Source organism: Photobacterium sp. ABD4_091 (assembly GCF_056160145.1).
Genome location: NZ_JBSWWQ010000002.1, coordinates 437,416 through 457,327 on the forward strand (window position 1 = coordinate 437,416; position 19,912 = coordinate 457,327).

At 47.2% G+C, this 19,912-nt stretch carries 19 protein-coding genes; 9 read left to right on the plus strand and 10 right to left on the minus strand.

The annotated features are described in order from the left end of the window. Positions 1 to 40 precede the first annotated feature (40 nt). Positions 41 to 382 carry a hypothetical protein gene (locus ACXAGQ_RS16190; protein ID WP_475255210.1) on the plus strand — a complete coding sequence of 114 codons (342 nt, stop codon included), beginning with the start codon at positions 41 to 43 and terminating at the stop codon, positions 380 to 382. A gap of 42 nt (positions 383 to 424) precedes the next feature. Here ACXAGQ_RS16190 and ACXAGQ_RS16195 read toward each other — a convergent pair whose 3' ends face one another. Beyond that, on the minus strand, positions 425 to 937 hold the full coding sequence (locus ACXAGQ_RS16195) for a YgjV family protein (protein WP_475255211.1): 513 nt from the start codon (positions 935 to 937) through the stop codon (positions 425 to 427). Positions 938 to 940: 3 nt separating this feature from the next. Next, complete coding sequence (locus ACXAGQ_RS16200) at positions 941 to 1,813, minus strand: DMT family transporter (RefSeq protein WP_475255213.1); 873 nt, start codon at positions 1,811 to 1,813, stop codon at positions 941 to 943. A 140-nt stretch (positions 1,814 to 1,953) separates the two neighbouring features. On the opposite strand from ACXAGQ_RS16200, the gene ACXAGQ_RS16205 reads away from it, so the two are divergent. After that, a complete protein-coding gene (locus ACXAGQ_RS16205; protein ID WP_475255215.1) occupies positions 1,954 to 2,862 on the plus strand; it encodes a LysR substrate-binding domain-containing protein in 909 nt (302 codons plus the stop codon). 109 nt (positions 2,863 to 2,971) lie between these two features. Then, a complete protein-coding gene (locus ACXAGQ_RS16210; RefSeq protein ID WP_475255217.1) occupies positions 2,972 to 5,218 on the plus strand; it encodes a peptidase U32 family protein in 2,247 nt (748 codons plus the stop codon). Positions 5,219 to 5,310: 92 nt separating this feature from the next. Here the strand turns inward: ACXAGQ_RS16210 and ACXAGQ_RS16215 are convergent, their stop codons facing one another. Further along, positions 5,311 to 6,381, minus strand: a complete 1,071-nt coding sequence (locus ACXAGQ_RS16215; protein ID WP_475255219.1) for a Preprotein translocase subunit SecY — start codon at positions 6,379 to 6,381, stop codon at positions 5,311 to 5,313. A 343-nt stretch (positions 6,382 to 6,724) separates the two neighbouring features. On the opposite strand from ACXAGQ_RS16215, the gene ACXAGQ_RS16220 reads away from it, so the two are divergent. Together ACXAGQ_RS16220 and ACXAGQ_RS16225 are read left to right on the plus strand one after the other, a co-directional pair. Beyond that, positions 6,725 to 7,171, plus strand: coding sequence for an acyl-CoA thioesterase (locus ACXAGQ_RS16220; RefSeq protein ID WP_475255220.1), 447 nt, complete (start codon positions 6,725 to 6,727; stop codon positions 7,169 to 7,171). 81 nt (positions 7,172 to 7,252) lie between these two features. Then, positions 7,253 to 7,501, plus strand: coding sequence for a hypothetical protein (locus tag ACXAGQ_RS16225; protein WP_475255222.1), 249 nt, complete (start codon positions 7,253 to 7,255; stop codon positions 7,499 to 7,501). Between the two features lie 37 nt (positions 7,502 to 7,538). On the opposite strand, the gene ACXAGQ_RS16230 is transcribed toward ACXAGQ_RS16225, so the two are convergent. The 3 genes from ACXAGQ_RS16230 to ACXAGQ_RS16240 all read right to left on the minus strand — a co-directional run bounded on the left by ACXAGQ_RS16230 (position 7,539) and on the right by ACXAGQ_RS16240 (position 11,003). Then, positions 7,539 to 7,802 carry an Lpp/OprI family alanine-zipper lipoprotein gene (locus tag ACXAGQ_RS16230; protein WP_475255224.1) on the minus strand — a complete coding sequence of 88 codons (264 nt, stop codon included), beginning with the start codon at positions 7,800 to 7,802 and terminating at the stop codon, positions 7,539 to 7,541. A gap of 475 nt (positions 7,803 to 8,277) precedes the next feature. Beyond that, entirely contained in the window at positions 8,278 to 9,621 is a 1,344-nt protein-coding gene (locus tag ACXAGQ_RS16235; protein WP_475255225.1) for a TldD/PmbA family protein, read from the minus strand. After that, on the minus strand, positions 9,621 to 11,003 hold the full coding sequence (locus tag ACXAGQ_RS16240; protein ID WP_475255226.1) for a TldD/PmbA family protein: 1,383 nt from the start codon (positions 11,001 to 11,003) through the stop codon (positions 9,621 to 9,623). The genes ACXAGQ_RS16235 and ACXAGQ_RS16240 overlap by 1 nt, the downstream gene beginning before the upstream one ends. Positions 11,004 to 11,265: 262 nt before the next feature. On the opposite strand from ACXAGQ_RS16240, the gene ACXAGQ_RS16245 reads away from it, so the two are divergent. Next, positions 11,266 to 12,240, plus strand: coding sequence for a CobW family GTP-binding protein (locus ACXAGQ_RS16245; RefSeq protein ID WP_475255227.1), 975 nt, complete (start codon positions 11,266 to 11,268; stop codon positions 12,238 to 12,240). 136 nt (positions 12,241 to 12,376) lie between these two features. Next, the gene (locus ACXAGQ_RS16250; RefSeq protein WP_475243434.1) at positions 12,377 to 12,751 is read left to right on the plus strand and encodes a hypothetical protein; all 375 of its coding nucleotides are present in this window, start codon (positions 12,377 to 12,379) and stop codon (positions 12,749 to 12,751) included. Between the two features lie 114 nt (positions 12,752 to 12,865). On the opposite strand, the gene ACXAGQ_RS16255 is transcribed toward ACXAGQ_RS16250, so the two are convergent. From ACXAGQ_RS16255 to ACXAGQ_RS16265, 3 genes are all read right to left on the minus strand, one after another. Continuing rightward, positions 12,866 to 14,110, minus strand: coding sequence for a quaternary amine ABC transporter ATP-binding protein (locus ACXAGQ_RS16255; protein WP_475255229.1), 1,245 nt, complete (start codon positions 14,108 to 14,110; stop codon positions 12,866 to 12,868). Beyond that, the gene (locus tag ACXAGQ_RS16260) at positions 14,103 to 15,002 is read right to left on the minus strand and encodes an ABC transporter permease (RefSeq protein ID WP_475255230.1); all 900 of its coding nucleotides are present in this window, start codon (positions 15,000 to 15,002) and stop codon (positions 14,103 to 14,105) included. The genes ACXAGQ_RS16255 and ACXAGQ_RS16260 overlap by 8 nt, the downstream gene beginning before the upstream one ends. Before the next feature lie 82 nt (positions 15,003 to 15,084). Further along, positions 15,085 to 16,074 (minus strand): ABC transporter substrate-binding protein, encoded by a 990-nt coding sequence (locus ACXAGQ_RS16265; RefSeq protein ID WP_475255232.1) that lies wholly within the window; start codon positions 16,072 to 16,074, stop codon positions 15,085 to 15,087. 371 nt (positions 16,075 to 16,445) lie between these two features. On the opposite strand from ACXAGQ_RS16265, the gene ACXAGQ_RS16270 reads away from it, so the two are divergent. Beyond that, on the plus strand, positions 16,446 to 17,474 hold the full coding sequence (locus ACXAGQ_RS16270; RefSeq protein ID WP_475255234.1) for a S66 family peptidase: 1,029 nt from the start codon (positions 16,446 to 16,448) through the stop codon (positions 17,472 to 17,474). A 143-nt stretch (positions 17,475 to 17,617) separates the two neighbouring features. Continuing rightward, positions 17,618 to 17,860 (plus strand): hypothetical protein, encoded by a 243-nt coding sequence (locus ACXAGQ_RS16275; RefSeq protein WP_475243428.1) that lies wholly within the window; start codon positions 17,618 to 17,620, stop codon positions 17,858 to 17,860. A 25-nt stretch (positions 17,861 to 17,885) separates the two neighbouring features. Here the strand turns inward: ACXAGQ_RS16275 and ACXAGQ_RS16280 are convergent, their stop codons facing one another. Then, entirely contained in the window at positions 17,886 to 19,892 is a 2,007-nt protein-coding gene (locus tag ACXAGQ_RS16280) for an acetoacetate--CoA ligase (RefSeq protein ID WP_475256604.1), read from the minus strand. Positions 19,893 to 19,912 lie beyond the last annotated feature (20 nt).

Genomic DNA, 19,912 nt, shown 5'->3' on the forward strand with positions numbered 1-19,912 from the left:
CCTTGCATAATTCATTTGATAGGCTGGTTAAGTGGATTAATTGACTTTGTTTAGCAAAAGAAAAACAAAAAATAATTTTCCTTTGGATTTCTACGGCGAGGATGGGAGCTGGCGATTTATTATTCGCGCAGATCGGCCGTCAGAAATTGTGGATGCGATGTACTGGCGGGCTTATATCTCTTGCCATCGAAAAGAGTTCGATCTGTTACATATCGCAACGGGGAAGTTTAACTACAAGTATAACTATTCCTCTTACGATTCGTCAGAGCTGCACTATGCATCGGGCAGTGACGCACTGAGGGTGAATATGATGGGGCCTATAGTTCCGATTTCTGCCATCCTGGATAAAGTAAAGGAAAGGGCGGACAAGGCGACGGCCTAACATCTACCAGAGATAAACGAAAAAGGGCCGGAAGGCCCTTTTTTACATCTGCTCGGCAGTTTTCGTGGGTTTTAGGTAGTAGCGATAGAAGCCAATAAGGTTACTGGAGAGGAATAACGCCTCCAGTAGCACGGCTGTCGGTGAGCCAATAACGATGTTATGGGTTAGCCACAAGCTTGTACCTATGATCATTAGCAGACGCAGCCGCTTGTCGTCGTTGCTGAAAGTCGCGATAGTTTGAACTAAGGCTGCCGTGCAGCTGATGATGCTGGCAAGGCCCGCGTAGGTAAAGAAGGTGATGGCCAGCGTGTTGATGCAAAATAGCAATACCATCTTCTTGCACGTTGTATACAGGCTGGTAAAATAGCGTACTGCCCCCAGAGCCATCAGGCTAGCGCCAGTCCATTGTTCCAATAACGCAAAGTGGATACCGATCAGGGTAACCGCGCAGACAAAACATTTGATGATGTTTTTCTTGTCCTTGAACTGGAAGGAAACAAGATCAAAGCAAACTGCGATACCTATTAATATTTGTGATAGTAAAAATGCTGACATAAGTTATTCCGAAAGTTCAGTATTCGTTGCGGCCTTCTTCTTCTCGATTCGCGCTAGCCAGATAAGCGGTAGTACAATCATGGCTGTCCCAAGCATCATAGCCATATCCGGGGTTTCTCCAAACCAGACTAAGCCGACCCCCACAGCACCAAGCAGGCCGCTGTATTCGGCACTGGCGATTTTATTGCTTTCTGCAGAGCGATAGGCAACCACACAAATAGCGGCATAGATTAATATGAAGCTACTTGAGCCTGCTGCAGTGATGAGTGGTGCCCAATCCCACTCTCGTCCTTCCCATAGTGCCAGCCCGAGTGAAGCCGGAATACCAGCCAGGTTGGTTAACAATATGGTTTGTGCCACCGTTTGGTGTTTGGGCAGTTTGCGGATCAGCAAGTTATTGCTGGCAATCGTTAGAGCAACAATCAATGCGGCTATTGCCGCCCAGTCAATTTCTGTAGGCCGGATGATCACCAATACGCCAATAAATCCAAGCACTCCTGTTGCAATGGAGTATCGAGTGAGTTGTTCTTTGAAAAACAACAATGCGAGGGGCAGCATCATCAAAGGCGCTGCGTAGAAGATGGCGTTAGCCGTTGCCAGTGGCATAGCGTTGATTGCGAATACCATAAAGATTGCCCCAAGCAACCAGATATGGGCTCGCAAGGCATGCCATTTTAGCCCGTCGGTAAAGCTCTTTTTACTGACACCATAACAAAAGGGCAATAATATCAATACTGCTGTTAATTGCCTGAAAAAGACAAATTGAAAAACCGCTGTATCTTCGCCCAAGGTTTTAATCAAGGCATCAGAAAAAACCGCAATAAGGTTGCCGACAATGAGTAAACCCATTGCCATTCCAACAGACATTGAAGGCATGACTAAGCTCCTGTCATTGACTGACACGCATTCCAAGTTCGTGCAAAAGGAAAGTGAAGAGTTGTGATTGGGTAAGCTTAATCTATAAATCCCCTTCATATATAATGATAAATATTCACTTAGTATGAGCTAATCTAATAATGAAGCTGCCTCCTTTACGTGCTGTCCAGTGTTTCGAATCTGTTGCTCGCTTAAATAGCTTTTCGCATGCAGCAAGGTCATTGAATGTGACACAAAGTGCGATTAGCCATCAGGTGCGGCTGTTGGAAGAATATTTGGGTGAAAACCTGTTTGTGCGGCAGGGGAGGCGCTTATCCCTGACCCCTATGGGAGAGAAGTATTACGAAGAAATTTCCCATTCACTGCAGAATATTGCACAGGCCAGCCAACAGATCCGAGAAGGGGAGAGCGGCAAGATACGGCTCGCCATGTATAGCTCACTTGCGGTGAAATGGCTGGTGCCAAGGCTGGAAAATTTGCGCCAGCAACACCCTGAAATTGATTTATCACTTGCGATGTTTGCCGATGAGCCTGAGTTTACCGATCAGGTGGCTGATTGCTTCATTACAGCGCATCCCCCTAAGAAAAACTACGTCAGTGATTTTCTGTATAAAGAGTTGCTGTACCCGTTTTGCAGCCAAAAATTGTGGCAACAGATCCAGGACAAGCCTTTGCCAGAGGCTCTGTGGGAGCACCCATTGCTGTCGGTTCATTCAATCTTTAAAGATGGCAATCAGGCGAAAGATTGGCAAACCTGGTGTCGGCGTGGCGGGTTTGAGTTACCCGAAGAGGTGAAGGTCAGCCATTTTAGTCATATGGTGCTGGCCGCCGAAGCGGTGAAGTATCATCAGGGTATTGCGTTTTTGAATGATTATTTCCTCAATGATCATGATCACCAGCAAAACCTTGTTCGCATTCCAATGCATGATCTGCCGACCGGTGACAACCTCTATTTCGTCTACAAGCAATCGCGAGTTAAGCAATTTGAAATCAAAACACTCGGCCAATGGCTCAAGCTGCAATGTTTTGAGCATGATGGTGACAACTGATCGCCATTAATCTCCTTAGTGCTGTTAATGTTATTCATGGAATTTACAGCTCGTACCACGTAGAATACCGCCCTTTTGCATTGGGTATTGGCAAAAGGGTAATGTCGAAATGAGTGACCAATTTGAGCTGTTAGCACCGGGCGGCGATTTAGAATCAATAAAAGCCGCTATTGTTGCAGGTGCTGACGCGGTGTACTGCGGGCTGGATAACTTTAATGCGCGTAACCGGGCAACCAACCTTACTTTCGAAAATCTCAGCGGCGTGGTTCGGCTTGCCCATCAGCACCAATGCAAGATCTTCCTGACACTCAATGTCATCATCCTCGAAAGCGAAGTACCGGCTTTGATCCGCCTGCTGAATAAACTGGTCAATACCGATATCGATGGGGTGATTGTTCAGGACATCGGTTTGTTTTCTATTTTGAAGACGTATTTCCCTACTTTGGATGTGCATGCTTCGACACAGCTAAACACCCATAATGAAGGCCAAATCCTTTTCCTCAAGCAGTTGACGGCTTCACGAGTGAACTTGTCACGTGAACTGAATATCAAAGAGATCAAACACCTGGCACAGTTTGGCCATCAGCATGACGTATTGATGGAAGTCTTTGTCCATGGCTCTTACTGCATAGGCTTTTCTGGCCTGTGTTATATCAGCTCGGTGAGAAATGGTAGTTCTGGTAACCGAGGCCGTTGTAGCCAGCCTTGCCGTGAACAGTACCAAACGACCGACGCAGGCAAAGATTACCCTCTGAACCTGAAGGATAACTCTGCCTATTCTGATATGGTGGCTCTGGCTGATGCTGGGGTTTATTCCTTGAAAGTCGAAGGGCGAATCAAGAAGTCCCACTATGTTTATACGGTAGTGGATTCCTGGCGCAAACAAATCGACAGCTACTGCAGCAAGGGAGAGATGCTGACGGATACCAGCCGACTTTACACGGTATTTAACCGTGATTTCTCCAATGCCTTCCTGACCGGCGAAATCAATAAAAACATGTTTATTGATAACCCAAGGGATCATGCCGCGACTCACTTCTCGAATATCTACAGCTGCACCAGCATGGATGATGTCAAAGCGGTGAAGAAAAAGCTCTATGACACAAAAACAGACATCATCCAGGAAGTTGAGCGGGTCACCAAAGATTTGTGTGTTGAGAAGTTACCGCTTGATGTCAAAGTCATTGCGGTTGAAGGCCAGCCACTGAAGGTCGAACTTCTCACAGTTCAAGGTTTGGTTGAACTTCTGTCAGAATCAAACTTGGTGGCTTCAGGCAAATATACCCTCGATGAAGAAGGGGTAACCAAGTGGGTCAACAGCTTTGCCAATGCAGATTACCAGATCAATGACATTGACCTGAGTGCGCTAGAAAGCGGCCTATACATTCCTTACAAAGAGCAAACTGCAATTAAAGAGCAGGTGGCTGTTGCCCTCAATGGAAACAAACCGCTTGTTGCACCTGTTGAGCTTGGAAAACCTCAGCAGGCCGATAATATAGAGGCTGGCCAGGCAACACGCCTTTCCACGCTGATTTCATCGCAAAGTGATTTACCTCTATTGTCTGAGCCAAATACAACGGTTTACTTCCAGTTGCCTGAAGCATTGGCGAGTGAATTGCCAAAGTTGGTCACTTTATTCAAGGACAACACGCAATTGCTACCTTGGTTCCCGGCTATCTTAATCGGTGAGAACTATGAGGCGGCTGTTACTTTCCTTGAGCAAGTAAAGCCAAGCCGTATTGTGACCAATAACAGCGGGGTGGGTTACGCCGCCTACCAGCTGGGCATTGATTGGGTCGCAGGCCCACAGATGAATATTATCAACTCATACAGTTTGGCTTGCTTGAAAGAGGAGTTTAACTGCGTGGGAGCGTTTGTCTCTAACGAGATCAACAAGAAGCAGATCAAGCCACTGGCCAAGCCAGACAACTTTGAGCTGTACTACAGTATTTACCATCCAATCACCTTATTAACTAGCCGACAGTGTTTGTTCCACCAAACAGTTGGCTGCAAGAAGAAGCGGTTCGATGACAAGTGCTTGCGTAAATGTGATAAGTCAGCGTCTATCCTAAGCCTTAAACATGCTTCTTATGTGGTAGATAAACAGCGCGGTGCCCATAACGCTTTGTACAGCCAAGAGAATTACCTTAACTTGGATGTGCTGGCGGATCATTCTGGTCTATTTGATGGCTATATGGTGGATCTGCGTGATATTAAGACCCACACCCAGACGGCGTTGGAAAAACCTGAATTGCTTGAAGCCTTTCGGGAGCAGCTCAAAGGTGATGTCGCATCGGCCGCACTTCATGCCAAGCTTGCCCCAACGACGATGGCCCAATACAAAAAAGGTTTGTAGGAATAGTATTTGCCTACTAGCCCAAGCATAGAAAAGCCCGACTTTATTAACATAAAGTCGGGCTTTTATTTGCGTCTTAGCAAGTGAACAATTTATGCCTCGGCGGCCTCAGAAACGCCGTGCCATTGGTAATGGTTGTTAGGCTTCTTGCTGACAATACCTTCTTCCATAAAGCGACTGAAGATGTCGTCAACCTCGTCACTGCTGGTCTTGAGGTATTTGGTGACGGCACGCTTGGTACAGTTGACCTGGTTGGTGCTCAGTGCCTCGATAGCCTGTTCGTACAGTGACTTTGGCTTTTCTGGTTCGGCAGGCGCTACAGGCTCTTTCTCATCGGTTCCCGCTTTGTCTTCTGCAGGTTCCGGCTGCTGATTAGTCAGCAATTCAGGCTGCTTAATCTCGTTCTCGGCATAGGTGTCGATGGTAATTGGCCCGACACGGCGGAACTGGTTCCTGAAACGAAGCTCTTCACCAATCAGGCCAACAAAGAAAGCGGCGAAGAAGTCCAGAAGAACCGACAGAAATATTACCAAGCTTAGCTGGGCAGTTTCTGTTTCCACTTTTAGCGATTTCGCTAAGCTGTCAATCAGGCCAATAACTGAGCCTTGATTTACAACCGGCAAGTTGTCCCGCTCAGCGGCAAGTTTTAGCTGCTGCTCACGCAGCTCATCGTTTTCTCGCTGGATACGTGCCACACCGGTCGCGATACGTTCCATCTCAATGTATTTCTCAGCAGCTGAGTTGTTCAGTTCAATTTGCCTTTCAATCGCGGCAATTTGCATGTCGTAGTTGTTGACTCTGCTCTGCTGCACATTGACATGGCTTTGAGCTTGGTTGGTGGCACTGTTGATTCCCCCAACCGAGCCGCCAATCGAAATTGCGGCAAGGACAGTATAAAAAGCAAAGGCCGAAGCGGCCCCTGCGTAGTTTCGCCTCGCACGGCGTTCGCCAAATTCATACCACGCAAAGAACTTACCCAACTCGAAGATGACAGCTAGGCCGCCAAACAAGACCTGCATGACAGGATCTTCATCAATAGAGAGGAAGAGCAGTAGTGAAAAAATGATAGACGCAAGAATGGAAGCACCGGTAAAGCTGTATACCGTCCCCATTGCAAAAGCCCCTTTGGGGTAACGGGCTGGAATATTGTTATCGTAAAGCATACTTGTTGATCGTTATAACTGGCGCTGGCGCCGAAAGTAACCTGCCGAAAAGCATCATTTCTCGTCAGGTAGAAAAAAGGTGGCCTAGGATAACGTAAAAGCGCCCGCTATCCCTTATAAATTAAGGCCTTTACCGTTTTTACGCCGAATTTTTACACGCTGCTTTCATAACTGTAGAAAAGATGTCCACCATTCTTTTGAGGAATGCGTGGATGGTTCGAGGAAACAAGAAACAACAGCCGTTGTTGCAAACTTGTTACTTGCCGTGTAGGTTAGAAATCAAACGCAAGTTTGAATTAAGCGTTTAATAGAGTCCCACATAAGTTGATGCAAGGAACTGCACATGTACGATTTACTTGAAGGTTACCCCGTCATTACCGAAATTCCAGTAGCTTGGGGCGAAATGGATGCTCTAAACCATGTCAATAATGTGGTGTATTTCCGCTACTTTGAGACGGCAAGGCTAGATTATTTTGCTGACATTGGCCTGATGGAAGAAATGCAGGTGACTGGCACAGGGCCAGTACTAAGCGAAACTTCAAGCCGATACCGCAGGCCTGTGACATACCCCGATAAATTATTGGTGGGTAGCAGGGTATCTGAGCTTGCTGATGATAGCTTTGTGATGGATTACAAGATTGTCAGTCAGCAGCAGGGAGCCGTGACGACCACAGGGACCGCAAAGGTGGTGATGATTAATTTTAAAACGCAAAAACGTGCTAGCTTGAGCCCATCATTACTTGAAAAGATTGTCTCAATGGAACCAGAGCTTGGTGTTACAACTGATTGATTCTCTTCATTGCTGATACATTGTTGGTTAGTATGCCGCCTATAATGGGGTTATGGTCATTGTTAAAACAAGGAATAGGGAATGTATATTGTTATCCAGCATGAGATCACCGATCCCGAACTGTTTTGGCAAAAGGCAAGTGGTGTGCTGACTCATCCACCTTCTGGAATGCGCTTACATACCACTATGGTTGTCGAGCGGCATACACTTTGCCAATGCATGTGGGAAGCGGAATCAATCGATGTAGTACGGAATTACCTAGAACCTGAGCTGGGTGAGGCAAGCATCAATACGTATGGCTTGGTCGACCCGGATAAAGCAATAGGTTAAAAGAGTGGCGCAGTAATGACGGCGCCACTCTTTTTCATTATTTGGTGTAAGAGTCAGCGATGTTATCGATACGCTGGTTTGCACGCATGGCTTCTTGGTATGCAGCATCAGATGCAGCGCGAGTATCGTTAACCGCACCAGCCATTTGATCTTGCTGGCTCTGAAGACCTGCAACTTGATCAGATAGCGCATCAACTTTATTTGTTAGCTGGCTTAGCTGATCTGCTTCTTCGCTGCTTGAACAGCCCATAAGAGTTGCACTAAGAATAAGGCCGACAGCTAGAGTCATAGAACGTTTCATAATTATTCTCCACAATTGGTTGATATTTACTACTGCTACAAACACTGAATTAGCATTACATAAAGTTATTCTATTTAACAATAAAATAGATAAAAAATGTGCCAGAAACTTCATCTTTTAGCTTTCTTGATAAATGTGAATACCTTTTTGTACGTTGTTTTTATGTTTTAAACAGTTTTATTTATGCTTTTCAGTATGCGTGTATTAAAACAGAAATAATGAAAGCAATTGTTAGGGGAAAATCAGCAACTGCTTGTTTTTTGTTGGCTAAAGTCAGAGGAAAGTAAAGGCGAGCAAAAACGTGATTTGAATCACGTAAATGGCCTGGTGTTTTATTTTGATGGAAAACCAGAAAAAAAGGAGAAGTCGATAAAAATGAAGAGTGGGGTATTTAATTGCAAAGTAGTCATTAAGGCTACCAGCAGGATATATCTACTGGTAGCCAAACCATTAAATGAGGTGACTAACTCGCCACTTATTTGCCTGCAATGCTCAGTTTGCTAAAGCGAATAAGAGGGGCAAAGAAGTTTTTGCCGTGGTCGTGGTTGAGTGTATCGCCTACGGCATCAATTTCTTTGATCATTTGATAGAAGTTACCAGCAACCGTAATACCACGAACGGGCTGAATACGCTTGCCGTCCCTGCATAGGAAGCCACTTGCACCAAATGAGAAGTCACCGCTGACAGCATCGGCACCAGAGTGAACCCCTTGAAGCTCGATTAGCTCTAGGTATTCGCCACCAGTAAGTTCAGTTTCACTGCTTTGTCCTGTTGCGATAACGGTATGGCGAGCAGACACGCCTAGACCGCCTTTCGCCGAGCGAGAACCGTTTGCAGTATTCTCAATACCAAAGAAGCTGGCGGTATGGCTGTTGTGCAGCAAGCTCTGCAGTTGTCCCTCACCAATCAGAATTGTATCGCAAGTCGCGAAGCCTTCACTGTCAAAGGCTTTGATGGCAGAGCCACCTTCGATGTAGGCGGTATCTGAAATGGTCAGCAAAGGACTGGCAACAGTAGCATGCAGTGAATCACGCCATGGGTTAATACCCTTCATTGCGGACTGGCCAGAAAAACACATACCAAATGCGCCAAACAGGCTGCTCAGGCAGTTCAGGTCAAAGACAACGCTGTAATTCCCGGTATTGACAGGCTCACCATCCAGCAGGGCTTTTGCCATGTCGTAGCCGTGATTGATGCAATATTCTGGGTCGAGTTCATCGAAACGACGACCGGTAGACATTCCGCCGTGCATGGACTGCTTGCCGTCTTTTTCGAACAAGGTATAGGCATAGCAGTAGGTTGAACGCTCTTTGTGGTAACAGCGGGTACCTAAGGTATTGGCAAGAATAACTTGGCTGTCAGATTCGCCGAACCCATTATAAGGTGCTGAGGTGGCGTTTGGCTTCTCGACCACACCTTTCTCTAGTGCTAGGGCAAGGGAGATCTTGTCATCCACCGTCGCAGTATCGGACTGGTAGATTTCTGGGTATTCGGTTGTGAGTTGGCTGTTTGCACAAGCGATGGTCTGGTGAGGATCTTTCTTGGTGTATGTCGCATTGGCAAGGGCATGCTCAACCATCATATCCAGGCTGGCAGGCTCTAATGACTCTGAATAACTCGTAGCGATATGCTCGTCTTTGACAATACGTACGCCGATCACTTGGCCCGATGTTACCTTGTATTCATCAAGTTCTCCGGCGTTGGCTTTAAGTGAGAAGTTATTGCTGCTGCTCGCAATAACATCCGCTTCGGCACCTGCTGCCTTGGCACGCTCTAGCACTTGATCAATCGCGTGTTGAAGTTGTTGGTGATCGGCCATTAGTTACCCCCTACAAGAATGTTGTCCACTTTAAGTGCTGGCTGACCAACCGTGGTCGGTACCGAGCCGCTTACAGAGCCACACATTCCTGCGGCCAAGGCGAAATCACGCCCGATCATGGAAATCTCTTTGAGAACTTTTGGACCGGTGCTGATCAGCGTGGCTGATTTCAATGGCTTGGTGATTTGACCATCTTCAACCAGGTAGGCTTCCTGCACGGCAAAATTGAATTCACCGGTACCAGGTTGTACAGAACCACCGCCCATCTTCTTGGCATAGATGCCTTTCTCGACACTGGAAATCATCTCCTCCAGTGAGCTATCGCCTGGCTCGATAAAGGTATTTCGCATCCTTGAGGTCGGGGCAAACTTATAGGACTCACGGCGGCCGGATCCAGTTGGCGCAAAGCCGGTTTTCAGCGAGCCCATATGATCAACCATAAAGCTGGTCAGCTTACCGTCTTTAATGAGCTGGGTACGTTGGGTTTCCATACCCTCGTCATCAATATTGATTGAACCCCACTCGTTGGCCATGGTGCCGTCATCGACAGCGCTGACCACAGGGTTGGCAATCATTTCACCCATCTTGTCGTGGAATACCGAGGCTTTTTTCGCGACAGATGTGGTTTCAAGCAAGTGGCCACACGCTTCATGGAAGATAACACCACCGAAACCATTGCCGATAATGACCGGCATTTCACCCGACGGGCAGTTTTCAGCAAACAGCTTCACCATCGCTTGCTTGGCAACAGTGTGGCCAAGCTCTTTGGCTTCTAGCTGGTTATTGAACTCCCAGCCGGTCAAAGCACCTGGTGCTTCAAAGCCAGTTGACTGATCGCTGCCGTTTTGCGCGATAGCCGTTGCCGCGACACGGGTATAGTGGCGGGTGTCGCCAATATGCAGGCCGGTTGAGTTGAAAATTTCGACTTGTTGTTCACGCTGCAAGATACGGCCAATGAACTGGTTGATTTTCTCGTCTTCGTCTCGCGCAGCGGCGTCGCACTGGCGCAGGAAGGCAATTTTAGCCTCAAGGTTAGGGTTTTGGCTCAAAGGCTGCTGACAAGCATGTTTGCTCTGGTAGCGGCTAAGGTTTAATGCGCCTGCATTGGCGATTTGGTCGCGCTTGTCTTTGGCGGCAAGCAAGCTGATGACGCGTTTTAGCTCTTCCTCATCAGTGCTGTTGGTGTAGCCGTAAAGCACTTTGTGGCCAAAGAAAAGGCGAACACCAATACCGAAATCGATACCGGAGTTTATTTTGTCGATATCACCGGACAGTAGCTCGACTGAGCTGGATTGATGGTGTTCAACGAACAGTTCGGCAAAATCGGCGCCAAGGAAGAGGGCATGGTCGATCACTGCTTGCGCTGTTGCAGGGTTTAGCATAGATGCTCCTTGCGTGTTAGCAATCTCACGGAAAACGTTATGTAAACAAATTGTGAGCAGAATTGCCATTATTGGCTTGGATTTACCGTTTATATGGGAGGCAAGTGCTCAAAAAGGGTAACTTTTTACCCAATAGTCTAATTCTGGGTAATAAACTAAAATAAATCAAAAGCCTCAGAGCCACAATACCGCCACAATGATTTGAGGCGAGGGCGTATTTCATGTAAATTTCCCGTCAACATTTACGGAAAAATCACTCATTATGCGAATACCAACGAATGTCATCACCGGTTTTCTTGGTGTAGGAAAAACCACGACGATCCTCAACCTGTTGAAGAATAAGCCTGCCAATGAAAAATGGGCTGTATTGGTCAACGAGTTTGGCGAAATCGGTATTGATGGTGCCATTCTTACCGACTCCGGTGCGATGATCAAAGAAGTCCCGGGTGGCTGTATGTGCTGCACTGCCGGTGTGCCGACGTCTGTTGGGATCACCGCCTTGTTGCGCCAGAACCCTGACCGGCTGCTTATCGAGCCGACTGGGCTTGGCCATCCTCATAAAATTATCTCGGTCTTGACCTCGAACCAATTCAAAGACTACATAGATTTGAAAGCCACCTTGGCTTTGGTTGACCCCCGTAACCTCTCTGACAAAAAGTACACGGAAAACCAGAACTTCAACGATCAGCTCGATGTGGCAGATATCGTCATCGGTAACAAGCTTGATGAATGCGATGAGGTCGATGTAGGGATTTTTGAACACTGGGTAGCGACGCAGCAGCCGAAAAAACTCGCCAGCATGTTAGTTAACCAGGGTGAGTTTCCACTAGAGCTGCTCGATACCGAGCGAGCGCAGCAAAACGAAGCGACAGAAATCGAAGCCCATCACCATGAACACGCAGAGATGGAGCCACAATTTCAGCTGCCGCCGAATGAGACGTTTATCCGCAAGGAAAACAAAGGGCAGGGCTATTACAGCTGTGGCTGGATTTTCGGTGCCGAAGTGACTTTTGATTTTGACCAGCTTTTTTCGATGTTCTGCAATTTGACCGCTGAGCGTGTGAAAGGGGTGATCAATACTGATAAGGGCTGCCACGCATTTAATGTGAACAATGGTGTCGTCTCGGTAAACCAAGTGACGCTGGAAGGTTTTGAGAGCCGCCTTGAAGTTATCGATAGCCAACTTATGCCGTGGGATGAACTCGAGCAAGTGCTGCTGGGGATCTCAGATTTATAACCTTTCATTCGAAGGTGGGTAGTCTACAGTTTCAGGAATAAACGATAACTACTTACCTAAGCAAAGAGGTTAGCCTTCCTAATTGTATCGGCTTACTTTAAACACTAATCTTCAGCTAGAGCAGGAGAAGAACAAAATGACTCAAGAAACAAGAACAATGGAAGTACCTGTCGCAATTGCTGATAGAGTGCAGGCTTTGATCGATGGCCATATTGCCAAAGAGAAGTTTAACGCAGAGCGTAGGGAAGTCGTGAACAATTTCCTAGCGATGGATGGCCTTAGCTGTGAAATGGCGGTTTACAGCCTGCCACAAGGCGAACTGCTTGATACCCTACGTTATGTGTACGAGCTTTCAGGTACTAACAGCAAGTTCATTAAGAATATCCTGACTATGGCTCGAGAGAACCCGAAGAAGGTGCTTTCGGATGCTCAGCGTGCATCAGCTAAAAGCATGCTGTTTAATTTGCTTAATGATCCGTCGGTGATTTCGGCAATGAAAGAGAGCGCTTAATTCTTCTATTGCGCTTAGAAATTAAAACCGTCCACACTTTTCAGGTGTGGGCGGTTTTTATATTGTGAGACGGCTGGTATTGTAAGCCGATAGGTCGTGGTATTCGAATTTTGGCTATGAAGCTTTATCCATCACGGGGTGGATGCTGAGATCTTCCTTTGTGGATGGCTTAGCCTCGCTGACGTCAGTAAAGATTTCTGCAACTGCACTGCGTTCCAGTTCACCTTGTAAATTGCCGTCTTCATCCACCACAGGTAGTGAATAATCACAAGACATAGTGTCAGGTAGCACCTCTTCGATAACAGAGTCTGGAGAGACAACAGGGACTTCCTCGTAAATGTCTTCTTCCAGGCTTTGGCTCGCATCCGTCTTGGCGGCATCAAGTAAGCTTTCTTTGGTGACAACCCCCTGATAGCCTTCGTCGGTCACGTTATAGGCGTAATCTTGTTTGATACGCTTCATTTCCGCTAACGCTTCTTCAATAGTTTTCGCTGTTATCCGGTAAGCCGGAGGCTGCATAACCGTTTCTACAGTCAGAGCCCGAGCGCGGTTTACGTCTTTAACGAAGGCTTCGACATACTCATCGGCAGGGTGTAGCAGGATTTGATCCGGTGAGCCTTGCTGCACCAGTTCACCGTCTTTGAGAATGGCTATGCGATCGCCAAGCCGTAAAGCTTCGTCTAAATCGTGAGTGATAAAGATGATGGTCTTATGGAGCTTCTCTTGTAACTCAATAAGTTGATCTTGCATTTCACTTCGGATCAGGGGATCAAGTGCTGAAAATGCTTCATCCATCAACAGAATTTCTGCATCCGTACTTAATGCCCGAGCTAGCCCGACACGTTGCTGCTGTCCACCTGATAGCTGTGCAGGATATTGCTTCCCGTAACCTTTAAGGCCAACCGTGTCGAGCCACTCATTGGCTTTTGCCAAGCGTTCTGCCTTAGGCAACCCCTGAATTTCTAATCCATATGCGACATTGTCGACCACAGTACGGTGAGGCAGCAGGCCAAAGCGCTGAAAAACCATCGACATTTTATGTCGGCGGAAAGCAACCAGTTCATCGGCCGATAGCTTCATGACATCGATCCCTTCAACCAGGATTTGCCCTAGTGTTGGGTCGATAAGACGGTTGAAGTGACGGATCAGGGTGGATTTACCAGATCCTGATAGGCCCATTATGACAAAGATCTCCCCTTTATTGATCTTCAGGTTGATATCTTTGAGGCCGACAGTGTGGCTGGTGTCATTGAGTACCTGATCTTTGCTTTCACCGTTTTTGACTCGGTCAATGACCGAAGCCGGCTTGGGACCGAAGATCTTGTACAGACCGCTAACTTCAATTAATGGCTCAGTCATGTGTAAGATCTCCTAAATGGGCCTGGGTACGTTTGGCATATGCTTGTGACGCACGATCAAACAGGATTGCAAGGGCTACAATCGCCAAACCGTTTAACAATCCTAGTGTAAAGTATTGATTGGTTATCGACTTAAGTACAGGTTGCCCCAAACCTTTCACACCGATCATCGATGCAATGACGACCATAGACAGCGCCATCATAATGGTTTGGTTGATACCAGCCATGATCGTTGGCATGGCCAAAGGTAGTTGGACGCCCAGTAAGCGCTGTTTCTTGTTAGCTCCGAAAGCGGTTGCAGCTTCTAACACTTCCTTATCGACAAGACGGATGCCAAGGTTAGTCAGGCGGATAACTGGCGGAATGGCATAGATCACAACGGCAATCAGCCCTGGGATTTTCCCTATGCCCAACAACATGACGACCGGAATGAGGTAGACAAATGCCGGCATGGTCTGCATGACATCCAGTAAGGGTGTCACTGTTGCTTGTACCCGGTTAGAGCGGGCCATGGCGATGCCGATAGGGATGCCCATCACAATGGCGAGTAGGGTGCATACCGTGATGATGCTAAGGGTACGCATAGTATCTTCCCACATGCCGAAATAGCCGATGAGAAGGAGGGAAACAAAACAGCCTAGGGAAAGCTTCCAAGAGCGGCTAGCTGTGTAAATTAACGCGGTACAGACGGCAAGAACAATAACCCAAGGGGTGGAAATGAGGAGCTTTTCAAACCAGACCAAGAAAGAAAGTAGGGGATCGAAGAAAGATTCGATGAGGTCGCCGTATTCGCGAGAAAAGTCGCGATAAGCGCCATCAAGTGATTTGCGAATTGCACGGAGATCAGAACGATCCATCTCCGGAAATTCACTAAGCCAATTAGACTCAGACATGTTTAATTCCTTTTCTTACCTGAGCCCCGAAGGGCTCTGGCGTACTGCAAGGTAATCCTATACCTCAAAATTTAGATGTGTTTTACAATGCGTTCTGCACTTTTTTCGCGACATCTTGTGGTACCCATTGTTGCCAAATTTGCGGATACTCTTCGAGGAAGTAGAACATCGCCTCTTCACCATCAGCCTGGTTATCTTCCATCCATGCCAGAATCTGGTTCATGTCAGCATTGGTGAAACCACGTTTGGTAAAGTATTCATAAGCCTCTGGGGCACTAGCAGCAAACTTTTCAGTGGTAACGGTATGGACTGGTGATGGTGGGTACATAGTTGTTTTGGGTGAATCACATTCGGCATTGGTGGTACATTTGACGAACTCCTCTTCGTCAATGCCACTGCCGAAGTCGACTTTAACCATATTGTATTTACCCAGTACGGCAGTCGGGGCCCAGTAGTAGCCAAACCATGGCTCTTGGCGCTCATAAGCTTTTGCAATCGAGCCGGATAAACCGGCCGCTGAACCTGGGTCAACAATGACAAAACCTGATTCATCAAGCTTCATGGCCTTGAAGAGGTTACCAGCACTGATTTGACAGTTCCAACCAGCCGGACAGCTGTAGAAAGCCGATTTATCTGGATCTTCCGGGTGCTCGAACAGTTTGGCGTGCTTTTCAATGCCCTCGATGGTTTTCATCTCTGGGTATTTCTCGACTAAGTAAGAAGGAACCCAAAAGCCTTCTTCACCACCGTCGACAAGGGCTTTACCCGCGTAGCGAAGACGTTTTTCCTCTAAGCCTTTATCCAAGGCATCTTTTAGACTGTTGCTCCACAGTTCTGGAGCAACATCTGGCTGGCCTTTTTCAATCATTGATGTGCCGGTTGGCATGGTATCGCCCGGAATGAGCTCGGCGTCACATCCATAGCCGTGCTCTAAGATAAAGCGGTCAATGTTGGCGATAAGGCTGGCAGAACTCCAATTCATGTCAGCAATGGTGACTTTCCCACACTCGCTGGCATTGGCATTCATTGCCAATGCGCTTATGGCAAGCAGTAATGGGGTTTTATATTTCATATCGAGTATCCTTCCTCAAATTTTAGTTTCACCCAACACAATTATTAGTGTTCGAATGAGTTGCTCAATAAGATTGTATATGATTTGTGAACAAATGTGACTGGATTTTGCTTTTTTATCTGTAACATAAGGATTTGAGTCTATTCAAGTAAGATTTAGATCTCATTTTTATAGCTGGAATTTGTTTTGTTGATTTTGATATGTTTCGTTCTCTAATGAATTTTTTGTTTCAGAAATGTGTTTTAGATGACGTTGTATAGAAGCAAACTTTGTGATGAAGATCTAAGTGTCTGTTAAGTTTTGGGAAAATATGAAAGTAATATGAGTAAGATGGTGAAGGTAATTTAGTGCAGTTAAAGAGTGAGTCAAGGATGACACTATTTCCCTCACCATTAAAACGTGGCGACACCATAGGCTTTTTCTCTCCGTCCTCACCCGCAACGTGTTTTGCACCGAAGCGATTCGAGAGGGCAAAGTTATTTTTACAGCAAAAAGGCTTTAAGCTGAAAGCTGGGCAGTTAACGGGGAAGTCAGACTACTACCGCTCGGGTAGTATCCAAGCACGAGCGGAAGAGCTTAATGCGCTAATCCGTGATCCAGAAGTCCGCTGTATTATGTCCACCATTGGCGGCAATAACAGTAATGCCTTGTTGCCCTATATAGATTACGAAGCCTTAAGGAAAGATCCGAAAATCATTATTGGCTATTCGGACGTCACTGCCTTGCTGCTGGGTATTTACGCCCAAACAGGCCTGGTGACTTTTTACGGTCCCGCACTTGTGGCATCGTTTGGCGAATTCCATCCATTGGTCGATGAGACATTTGCTTCCTTTGAAACGCTGTTGTGTGACAGGCAATGTGAAAAAGCTTCTGAACAGCAAAACCTCCCTTACCGCTATCCAATGCCCCAGCAATGGACAGACGTAAAAATAGACTGGGAAAGTCAAAATGAAGCAAAACCGACCCAAGCCAATAATTGGCAGTTTATTGGTAGCGGGGTCGTAAAAGGCCGAGTTGTTGGTGGAAACTTAAGTACCATGGCGGGAATATGGGGAAGCCCTTATATGCCGGAGATCAAGCAAGGGGATATTTTACTGATTGAAGACTGCTTAAAGGGGATAGAGACGGTAGAGCGCTCATTTAGTCACTTAAAGCTTTGTGGGGTATTCGACAAAGTTTCAGCGATTATACTCGGCAAGCATGAGCTGTTTGATGATAAGGGGACAGGTCGCCAACCTTTGGACGTGTTAACGGAAGTACTCAACGGACAAGCGGTTCCGATTCTAAATGGTTTTGATAGCTGTCATACCCATCCAATGCTGGTAACACCTATCGGCGTTCAAGGCGAAATAGATTTTGACCAAGAGAGCTTTAGTCTTACTTCGCCATGGTTGGGATAATATGAATCTGTCTTGAGCTAAATCGGATTTAAGCTTGCCTTCATAATTGTGTTCATGGCGGCTTACCCTGAGTCGGCAAACATTTCTAATTATCAGGGCAGTACCCTACACTCAACAAAGGTAGGTACAAAGGACAGGTTTGAATGAATTCGATTCAGGAATGCTTTGAGTTGGCGCAGGAACTACGCGATGAGTTCAGTAAGGTTGAAGATCAACTCGACAGTGGTGTAGCACTGGACGACATTACGACACCCGAGCTGATTTATGAGTGGTTAGACAACCATCCATGCAATACGCGTAGCAACCTCCAGTATTGTCGTGACACCATCGCCAATACGTCGAATACATCGCTGGCTGCAATGGTTCAGGCCACTTGGGGGAGTTAACGCCAACAAGTAACAGTTGTTGATGCTACGTCTTTAGCTCTTCCCTATCTCTAAATTCCTCTAATGATTCAGGGTTTGCCAGCGCCCCGACATTTTTAACCGGTTGATCATGGACGATATTGCGAACAGCCAGTTCAACCAGCTTGCCGGATTTGGTGCGGGGGACATCCCTCACAGCTAGGATCAGCTCGGGCACATGGCGGGGTGAGCAATGCTCTCGGATCTTTTGCTTGATGTTGGTTTTTAACTCGTCGGTCAGCAGTTCTCCCTCAACGAGCTGAACAAACAAAACGACACGCACATCCGCATCTTTGTTCTGGCCTATCACCAATGAGTCTTTTATTTCCTCTAAGCGGTTAACCTGGCGGTATATTTCTGCGGTTCCTATCCTAACTCCACCGGGGTTAAGGACGGCATCGGATCGGCCGTAGAACACCATGCCACCTGTACTGGTGAGGCTGACGTAGTCGCCATGGTGCCAAATACCGGGACGAATATCGGAATAGGTCGCCCAGTAAGCGCTATGGTATTTACTGCCATCAGGATCGTTCCAGAAGCCAATAGGCTGATTAGGAAAGCTATTGAGGCAGACCAGCTCGCCATGCTGCTGGTATACCGACTGGCCTTGTTCATTGAACACCTGAACATCCATACCCAGTGCAAGCCCTTGGCACTCACCACGGTAAACAGGGCTAAGGGGGTTACCGATGGCAAAACAGCCACAGATATCAGTGCCCCCGGAAATACTGGCGAGCTGAATGTCACTGTGAATCGCCTCATAGACAAAATCAAATTGCTCGGGTGCAAGCACGGATCCTGTTGAGCACAGGGTACGGAGCGATGACAGCTGAGTATTATCTTTGGGTCGATAGCCTTGCTTTTCCAAAGCCTCAAGGTATTTAGCCGAGGTACCAAATAAGGTGACTTCCTCTTGCTCGGCGAGTTGCCACAACACATTACCGTCGGGATAGAAGGGAGAGCCGTCATAGAGGATCAACGTCGCGCCTGAAGCCAGCCCAGATACCAGCCAGTTCCACATCATCCAGCCGCACGTGGTGAAGTAGAAGACTTTGTCGCCGGCCCGGATGTCCGTTTGCAGTTGATGCTCTTTAAGGTGGTTGAGTAGGGTGCCGCCCACGCTATGGACAATACACTTGGGTTTGCCTGTGGTACCCGATGAGTAAAGGATATAGAGCGGATGATTGAAGGGTACAGGGGTAAAGCCAAGCTCACTGGGAACTGTACTGTCGAGGATATCACTCCAGTAGTGATGCTGAATCTTATCAGAAAGTGTGGCTGTGTTTGAATGGCCGGATATAGACAGAGCGTGGGATATAGATGCAGTGGCTGGTATTTCGACCAAGTGCTCCAGTTCGGGGATGCTGTTACTGACCGCCACGACCTTATCACGGTAGGAAATAGGTTTGCCGTTGTATTGGTATCCTTGGGCGAAAAACATCACTTTCGGTTTGGTTTGACCAAATCGCTCAATGACACTCTCCGCGCCGAAATCCGGTGAGGTTGAAGTCCATATTGCGCCAAGTGACGCGGTGGCAAGCATAGCAACGACGGTCTGAGGGATATTCGGCAGATAGCCCGCAACAACATCGCCTTTCTTGACGCCGTGGTTATGGAGAAAGCTGGCAACCTGAGCGGTTTGCCGGTAAAGCTGTTGCCAGCTCAGGTGTTGTCTCTGCTCTGGGTCACCCTCGCAGTGAAAGATAATGGCATCAGCCGCAGCGCGGGTCCGCCAGTTACGCAATAGGTTCTCGGCGTAATTGAGCTTGGCGTGCGGGAACCATTGGGTGTCTTTAGCCGGAGTGATGCTATCAGGCGGGCAAAATGTGACGGGCGGTTTTTTCGCGCCTTCCACCTGGCAGAAATCCCATACCATGCTCCAAAACTCTTCACTGTGGTTGACACTCCAATGGTGGAGCTGGTTGTAGTCATGATAGAGGGTGTTCTTTTTCTCACTGAGCTCGACCATGAATTGGTAGAGCTTGCTATCGTGAATCCGGTCTTTCTCTGGCATCCACAACAATTTGGGCTGCT

Coding starts and splice junctions, on each gene's coding strand:
- ACXAGQ_RS16195 (WP_475255211.1), bottom strand. CDS start 937: ATGTCAGCATTTTTACTATCACAAATATTAATAGGTATCGCAGTTTGC.
- ACXAGQ_RS16200 (WP_475255213.1), bottom strand. CDS start 1,813: ATGCCTTCAATGTCTGTTGGAATGGCAATGGGTTTACTCATTGTCGGC.
- ACXAGQ_RS16205 (WP_475255215.1), top strand. CDS start 1,954: ATGAAGCTGCCTCCTTTACGTGCTGTCCAGTGTTTCGAATCTGTTGCT.
- ACXAGQ_RS16210 (WP_475255217.1), top strand. CDS start 2,972: ATGAGTGACCAATTTGAGCTGTTAGCACCGGGCGGCGATTTAGAATCA.
- ACXAGQ_RS16215 (WP_475255219.1), bottom strand. CDS start 6,381: ATGCTTTACGATAACAATATTCCAGCCCGTTACCCCAAAGGGGCTTTT.
- ACXAGQ_RS16220 (WP_475255220.1), top strand. CDS start 6,725: ATGTACGATTTACTTGAAGGTTACCCCGTCATTACCGAAATTCCAGTA.
- ACXAGQ_RS16225 (WP_475255222.1), top strand. CDS start 7,253: ATGTATATTGTTATCCAGCATGAGATCACCGATCCCGAACTGTTTTGG.
- ACXAGQ_RS16230 (WP_475255224.1), bottom strand. CDS start 7,802: ATGAAACGTTCTATGACTCTAGCTGTCGGCCTTATTCTTAGTGCAACT.
- ACXAGQ_RS16235 (WP_475255225.1), bottom strand. CDS start 9,621: ATGGCCGATCACCAACAACTTCAACACGCGATTGATCAAGTGCTAGAG.
- ACXAGQ_RS16240 (WP_475255226.1), bottom strand. CDS start 11,003: ATGCTAAACCCTGCAACAGCGCAAGCAGTGATCGACCATGCCCTCTTC.
- ACXAGQ_RS16245 (WP_475255227.1), top strand. CDS start 11,266: ATGCGAATACCAACGAATGTCATCACCGGTTTTCTTGGTGTAGGAAAA.
- ACXAGQ_RS16250 (WP_475243434.1), top strand. CDS start 12,377: ATGACTCAAGAAACAAGAACAATGGAAGTACCTGTCGCAATTGCTGAT.
- ACXAGQ_RS16255 (WP_475255229.1), bottom strand. CDS start 14,110: ATGACTGAGCCATTAATTGAAGTTAGCGGTCTGTACAAGATCTTCGGT.
- ACXAGQ_RS16260 (WP_475255230.1), bottom strand. CDS start 15,002: ATGTCTGAGTCTAATTGGCTTAGTGAATTTCCGGAGATGGATCGTTCT.
- ACXAGQ_RS16265 (WP_475255232.1), bottom strand. CDS start 16,074: ATGAAATATAAAACCCCATTACTGCTTGCCATAAGCGCATTGGCAATG.
- ACXAGQ_RS16270 (WP_475255234.1), top strand. CDS start 16,446: ATGACACTATTTCCCTCACCATTAAAACGTGGCGACACCATAGGCTTT.
- ACXAGQ_RS16275 (WP_475243428.1), top strand. CDS start 17,618: ATGAATTCGATTCAGGAATGCTTTGAGTTGGCGCAGGAACTACGCGAT.
- ACXAGQ_RS16280 (WP_475256604.1), bottom strand. CDS start 19,892: ATGCCAGAGAAAGACCGGATTCACGATAGCAAGCTCTACCAATTCATG.